Source organism: Atribacter sp. (assembly GCF_035418125.1).
Classification (GTDB): Bacteria; Atribacterota; Atribacteria; order Atribacterales; family Atribacteraceae; genus Atribacter; species Atribacter allofermentans.
Map to the genome: position 1 here is coordinate 1 of NZ_DAOLQM010000155.1, position 5,162 is coordinate 5,162.

4 protein-coding genes are annotated in these 5,162 nt (G+C 35.4%); 3 read left to right on the plus strand and 1 reads right to left on the minus strand.

The window, feature by feature from the left end:
• The first annotated feature begins 347 nt into the window (after window positions 1-347).
• The 3 genes from PLK24_RS08030 to PLK24_RS08040 all read left to right on the plus strand — a co-directional run bounded on the left by PLK24_RS08030 (window position 348) and on the right by PLK24_RS08040 (window position 3,307).
• Window positions 348-1,907: a GAF domain-containing sensor histidine kinase gene (locus PLK24_RS08030; RefSeq protein WP_324477983.1), complete on the plus strand. Its 1,560-nt coding sequence runs from the start codon at window positions 348-350 to the stop codon at window positions 1,905-1,907.
• The gene (locus PLK24_RS08035) at window positions 1,904-2,551 is read left to right on the plus strand and encodes a response regulator (RefSeq protein WP_324477985.1); all 648 of its coding nucleotides are present in this window, start codon (window positions 1,904-1,906) and stop codon (window positions 2,549-2,551) included. The genes PLK24_RS08030 and PLK24_RS08035 overlap by 4 nt, the downstream gene beginning before the upstream one ends.
• Before the next feature lie 72 nt (window positions 2,552-2,623).
• On the plus strand, window positions 2,624-3,307 hold the full coding sequence (locus PLK24_RS08040; protein WP_324477987.1) for an HAD family hydrolase: 684 nt from the start codon (window positions 2,624-2,626) through the stop codon (window positions 3,305-3,307).
• A gap of 22 nt (window positions 3,308-3,329) precedes the next feature.
• On the opposite strand, the gene PLK24_RS08045 is transcribed toward PLK24_RS08040, so the two are convergent.
• A complete protein-coding gene (locus PLK24_RS08045; RefSeq protein ID WP_324477988.1) occupies window positions 3,330-5,078 on the minus strand; it encodes a phosphodiester glycosidase family protein in 1,749 nt (582 codons plus the stop codon).
• Window positions 5,079-5,162 lie beyond the last annotated feature (84 nt).

Here is a 5,162-nt window from a genome sequence, read left to right on the forward strand (position 1 = left end):
TCGGGGAGGGCATCCTGAGCAACACTGAGAGTAACCATTGAAAGCACCAATGACAATGCAATTAACAATATTCTGGTAAACATTTTGAATTGCATAGATATTATATCCTCCTTATTAATACATATTATGAAAAAAGAATTAATCGAATAACTGCTAAAGCATTAATTGGAATCTTTTCATTATTTCTTAAGTTCAACGAAATTATCTGTTTTTAATATTTCCTTAAGAAATTTTAGACTTCCTTTTTAATCCCGTCAATTCAAATTTATATTATATTATTTATTATGTTATAGTATTTTAAAAGAACAATATAAAGGTAGGATCTTTTTTTAAAGGAGAAGAGCCACTTGAATTCGATCGAACATTTATTTAGTACAAATGAAATAAAAACTCTGGAAAATATCGTTGATACAGCCATAAAGGTATCAAATGCCCAAACTGGTTCATTATTGTTAGCTCGTGATGATGGAAGCTTGTTTATTGCTGCTGGCAGAGATTTGTTAGATAAGTATATCGGATCACGAGTAGAACTGGATAAAAAAACAGTATCAGGATATGTGTTTAAAACCGGAGAGCCTTTCATTATCGATGACAAAAACATTAGCCAATTTTCTCGCCGTAAAGAAAGAAAGAGTTATTCAATTTCTCTTCCCATCAAAAAAACCACCAATCGGGTGGTCGGAATTTTAAATTTAAATCGAACGGATAAATCTTTTGAGAAAAAATCTATTCCACAATTAGAAGCATTTGCCACCAATATTGCGATATTATTAGAAGAAAATAATCTCCGCCAAGATCGAGAACGGATCATTATTGTTCTTTCGGAGATCATTGAACTCTTTTCGTCTTTGTGCTGTAATGATAACTTTAATGCTGTTTTTGAGAAAATTTATTATGCAGTGAAGATTTTAACTGGAGTAAAAAGGGCTTCGGTGTTTAAGCTCTCTAAAAAAAGGCCTTACTTAGTTTTTGCAAAAGAATGGCCAAGAAAAATGAATTGGAAGAAGTTCGATAATACAAGACAACAAGTGCAAAACCTTATTGATCAAAAGAAAGTAACACTCATTAGTGATAAAGCAAAAACCCAGCTTCTTTTTATTCCTTTAATTTCTGATAATCATCCTCCTTTTTTATTTGTTGGTATTATCGAAAAAGACATTGATATCATCGATTATTTAGTTCTTTCCATTATTGAGAATATGGGAAATTCAACCTTAGAGAATATTACACTCTTTAAAAACAGTAAAAAGCTTACCCAGGAAAAAGAACGTAATCGCTTTGCAAGAGAGCTTCATGATGGATTGGCACAAATATTAGCATCGACTCAGATTTATTTGCATTTTTTAGAAAACACTATACCGAAAGAAAGTCAGAATGAAATGGAAATTTTAAATAAAATCAAATCATTAAATACTTTAGGGATTGAAGAATCGCGTTTTATTCTTTCTGAACTCAAGGGTAAACCGATCACAACTACTCAGTTTAAGGAGAAAATTGACGAAATCACCAGTCTTTTTATCATTCCGGGAAATAAGATTCATATTAATTATCGGGTGGAGATGAAAGAAATCCCCTATCGAATATATAAAATGATTTTAAAAATATTGCAAGAAGCTTTATCAAACATTCAAAAACATGCTCAAGCCAATAAAATTAATATTCATATCACCAATAGTAAACGCCAAATGATTCTTTCCGTAGAAGATAATGGAGTAGGTTTTGATCCGCAGATTATTGATGAAAAAGGTTCTGAACATTTTGGTCTACAAAATCTTCGAGAAAGGATAAGAATTTTAAAGGGTAAATTAAAGATTGATAGCAAACCAGGGAGTGGAACTAAAATTATGGTGAAAATTCCTTACGAAGAAAATGATTCAAGCTTAGCCTGGGAAGGACAAAAGGAATGAAAATACGAATTGCCCTCGTAGATGATCATCCAATTTTTTTAGCAGGTTTGAAACGACTTTTAGAAAGTAGTGAATCCTATGAGGTTAGCTCGATAGCTAATAGCTATAAAGAAGCGTTGGAAAAGATTAACTTCAATAATATCGATATTGCTTTAGTTGATGTTAATATGCCCGGTGCAAGTGGTATTGAACTACTAAAAGCAATCAAACAAAGGAGTAGCAACTGTCGGGTAGTTATGTTGACCATTGAAGAAGATGAGGAAACAATATACCGAGCAATGAAAGAAGGTGCTCAGGGCTATATTTTAAAGCAGGACTCTCCCGAACGTTTATTAAAGAGCATTCAAGCCTGTGTAGATGGAGAAATTTTGTTAAGCAATCAAATTTATTCGAAAGTAGTGGAAAGGATAAGAAAAGTTAGCCCTCCCGAAAGTGCTAAGTCGATAATATTTTCTACTTTAACCGTTCGTGAGATTGAGATTACCCGATTGATCGTTCAGGGAAAAAGTAACCCCGAGATTGCTCAATCTTTATTCATAAGTGAAAGCACAGTAAAGAATCATATTAGTAATATACTTCATAAATTGGAAATGAAAGACCGGGTAGAACTTGCTATCTTGGCAGTCCGAGAAGGCATTGGTTAAACTTCTTGACAACCTTGCTATAATTCCTATGGTTTTTAGTGAAATTAATAAATCTTCGAGGGTGACCTACTCATGTTAAAATCGGTTCTTTTTGATATAGATGGAACAATTACTGATACCAATCCAATTTTTTTGGATGCGATCGTACAGACTCATTATGAAATGACTGGTCAACAAAAGAATCGTGAGTTTTTTCATTTTTCGTTGGGTATTCCCAGCCCAGTTACCCTGGGAATTCTTGATATACCTCAGGAGTTTAGGATGCTTTACATCCAGCGATGGCAGGAACATATTAAAGAAAAAATGCACAAAGTGGTCCTCTTTCCAAGGATTGTTACGGTTCTTGAGAGTTTAAGAGAATGGGGGCTATCCATGGCCTTGGTTACATCGAAAGTTCGTTCGGAATTTTCCTTTCAGTTTGATTCATTTGGACTGAATCATTTTTTTCAAGCCATTATCTGTGCAGATGACGCGTCTCGCCCCAAACCCAATCCAGATCCATTGTTTGAAGCCTGTTCTCGTTTGGGAGTGAAACCTCGAGAGGCTATTTATGTGGGTGATAGCCGGTACGATATTATGGCTGCTAAGGCAGCTGGTATTCCATTTCTTTTTGCATCTTGGGGATCGATTGACCCTAATTCGGTTTTAGAGCTTCATCCGGAATTTTATCTTAAAGAACCAATTGAAATTTTAGATGTGGTTCAAAAGAAAACCCAGGTGGAAATTCCTACTCAACTGAATTACCAGAATATGTAAAGACGGAATTTCTTTTCACAGGTTATTTAAGTATGATTGCGGTTGAGATTTTCCTTTCTCCAGCTAGATCAGAAGGCCAATTAAGAATTTTTCCCTGGAGATAAAAGGTTACCGAACCACCACCATCAAGGTTGAGAGCATCAGTTACCTGATAGTTCTTTAATTCTTCAACTAACTCAAGGATTGTTAAACCCGAACTATGACCAGGACGACGACCATCGACGGCAAGAAAGAGAATTTTACCTTCTTGGGTTTGTCCAATAACAGCTCGTGGATGTTTATTTTCGACAATTTCTTTACGAAATTCGCCAAAAGGACCAGGTAAACCATTTTGGAAAAGAAGAGGACCACTACTGAGTATGTATTCAACTCTCAACCATTTTTCCATGTCTCTAGTTTCGGGAAGGATGGTTATTTTTATTGATAGAGGAGTTCCTGGATAGAGATTTTGTAACATCCAATCAGCCCCTTCGCCTTTTCCTTGAAGGATAAATCCACCTTTGGGTATAGAGGTTTCGCCATTAGTTCGAGATGTAACTTGAACAAGTCCGTTTAGTACAACAGTTTCAACCCCCTGAGTTCGAGGAGTCTTGCCATTATAACTATCATCGAAAAGAACAACTTCATTCCCCCGATTGGGACGATTAATCCCATGAATAGCGAATCCTTTTTGGTTGGGAAGAGAAGCAGATATATTAAGATGAACCATTCCAAAAACCAATTCTTTATCCTGAGTGATTCCAAATGAATACCATCCCTCTTGGGGATCGCTCAAGACCTTTCTCTTGATCATCAAAATTCCAATTGGATCGCCTTCTTGGCTAAAAAAACCAGCATTAACAGCAAAAAAAGCATTTTTTTGACTGGCTATAATGCTCATTTTTTCCCTTTCGAGTATTTTGTCGTGAGCTAGGACCACTTCGGGAGTATAAGTTGAAATATTAGGATCATAGAGTAAAGCTAAGGAAAAAACTGCTCCACCTTCAACCTTTAAATCAGATGTACTCACGGTATTTTTTTGTGTAACTGGGACACTGGGAAAACCTTGTTTGTTGAGTTTTTCTTGAGTTGAAGAAATCTCTTGAGCCGGGAAAGGACCAACTCGTACCTTAAAAAGTGATTGTTCTTCAACGATTGAGGTATTATAACCAAGCTCTTTTAAAAAGGTTGAAGTATTTTCAGCACGAAAACGCTCACTGAAAGCACCAACCTGAAGATATACAGTTGGTCCTGAGGAAGATGTGGAAGAGAGAGAAATTGGTTCACCAAACCCCCATTTTTTAACCATAAGCATTATTCCTGGTTCTATGATTTTCGAGGATTCATAATAAATATTCCCTTGTGAATAGGTTTTTAATTTTTCCTTTAAAAAAGAGAATTCTTTGGGTGTGAGTGGATCATGAGGCCGGAAAAGACCTTGAGCATCACCGGAAAATAAGGGTGGATTGAGTTGAGTGGAGAGAATAACAACCTTTTTTTCATCTTCATTTAAATTTTGAATATCCTGGAAAGGGACATATCCGGCATCAAAGTAATCGTACAAATCGTTGTATGAAAGAGCATCAATTATGGTTTGAGCAGCATCAAGACGGGTAACGAATTGAGTATTGGATCGATTTTGATTAATTACGATTGAAGGCCCTAAGATATTTTTTAGCGAAGTGATGAAATCACTCCATGATAATCTTGATTCTGCAGTCAACCCTGGCAAGCTGACAGCTATAATTAGGAATAATAGAACAATTAAACGAATGGTTAGATTTTTTTTCATATCGCATCCCTATTTACTAATATTCATTCTTTAAAAGAGTTCCCATCGTCATAGATTAACAAATACAGCAAAAAAATTCAAACC

What these genes read in the sequence shown, in the direction of transcription:
- PLK24_RS08045 (WP_324477988.1), bottom strand. Translation starts at nt 5,078, where the DNA reads ATGAAAAAAAATCTAACCATTCGTTTAATTGTTCTATTATTCCTAATT.
- PLK24_RS08035 (WP_324477985.1), top strand. Translation starts at nt 1,904, where the DNA reads ATGAAAATACGAATTGCCCTCGTAGATGATCATCCAATTTTTTTAGCA.
- PLK24_RS08040 (WP_324477987.1), top strand. Translation starts at nt 2,624, where the DNA reads ATGTTAAAATCGGTTCTTTTTGATATAGATGGAACAATTACTGATACC.